Here is a 1,210-nt window from a genome sequence, read left to right as displayed (position 1 = left end):
GAGCCGGAAATTGGACACCGTTGCCGTGTCGTTCGGACCGGCCGAGGTGCTGATCGAAACGCCGGGCAATGGTCCGCCCGAAGCGTCCGTGCCGTCGCCCGACACATTCGCGCTGACGATCGAAAGGCCGTGTGGAAGCTGGTCCTTGAACTCGATCTTGAGCGTTTTCAGCAAGGCTGTCAGGTCGGCGAAGGCTTGCGCATCGCCGCGCAGGCCAAAGCTCAGGGAGTAGACGACATAGTCGCAGCTCCGCTGGGTGCCTTTCTTGGTGAAGAAGGGCACCGCCCGCTCCGGCCTCGGATTGACGATCTTCGAATTGTCGAGATCGAGCCTCAGTTCCGGGGTGATCGGGGCGGCGTCTTCCGCGTGGCTTGCCACAGGGGTGAACATGGCGACCGCGATACCGGCCGCCATCAGCCAGCGCGCGCCGCGCCTGGCGTATGACAGGGGTTTCATGATCGTCTCCATGACTGTGGATTGCGAGCTCGTCGTGAGCGGGGAGAGTGCGAGATTTTTCATCTTCCCCTCCTCAACGTTCGCAGCTGACGGCTGGGGTTCGGAGCGGCAAGATCATCTTGCAGCAAGGGTAGTAGCCACCCTTGTCCTTGTCGGACTTCCTGTAGAAGCAAAGTCCAACATCCACTCTGTCGCCCGGATAGTGGCCGGTGATGTCGACCGTGTAAGGCTTGCCGGGCGCATGCGACTGGGATGATGTCACCCCGACGCCTGGCGTCCTGGACTTTGTCTCATTCGAAGGTTGGGCCTTGATCGAATCGCCGCCGAAGCCGGCGTGGTCATGGAGATAGAGATCGGCCTGGAGGCCGCGAGGCGTACAGTAATACCTGATATCCTCGACATCGATGCACGGAGGCAGGTTGCCGGGTGGTGGGAAATCCGGCGGGTAGAAGGGGGGCAGGTAGCCGCCCGGGATTTCCTCGTAATAGCCGGCGCGGCCCTCGCAAGGATGCCAGACGGCAACGTCGCCGACATGGCCCTCGACCTCCGGATCTTCGAAATAACCGTCGAAGTCGACGAACCAGGAGCCGAAGGGCGGCACGTTGGCCGGCTTGACCAGCTCTTTCGGCGTGATCTGGACGCCATGCACGGCCAGCGGCCCGCCGGCGGCGAGCTGTTCGGCGAGTGAAGGATTGTCGCGCAGCTTGTCGCCTGACTTGACCAGCGTCTGCGTGCAGACCGATGTGTCGAGATT

General features: G+C 62.4%; 2 pseudogenes. Both read right to left on the bottom strand.

The features are described 5' to 3' along the window. A pseudogene (locus EN893_RS34690) lies at nucleotides 1-519 on the bottom strand (hypothetical protein); the annotation flags it as partial. Nucleotides 520-529: 10 nt separating this feature from the next. Further along, nucleotides 530-1,210: pseudogene (locus tag EN893_RS34685) on the bottom strand (hypothetical protein); the annotation flags it as partial.

It is taken from the genome of Mesorhizobium sp. M7A.F.Ca.CA.004.04.2.1 (genome assembly GCF_004022825.1).
Classification (GTDB): Bacteria; Pseudomonadota; Alphaproteobacteria; order Rhizobiales; family Rhizobiaceae; genus Mesorhizobium.
The sequence above is the reverse complement of the archived record's forward strand: the minus strand, read 5'-3'. Positions and strand labels throughout refer to the sequence as shown.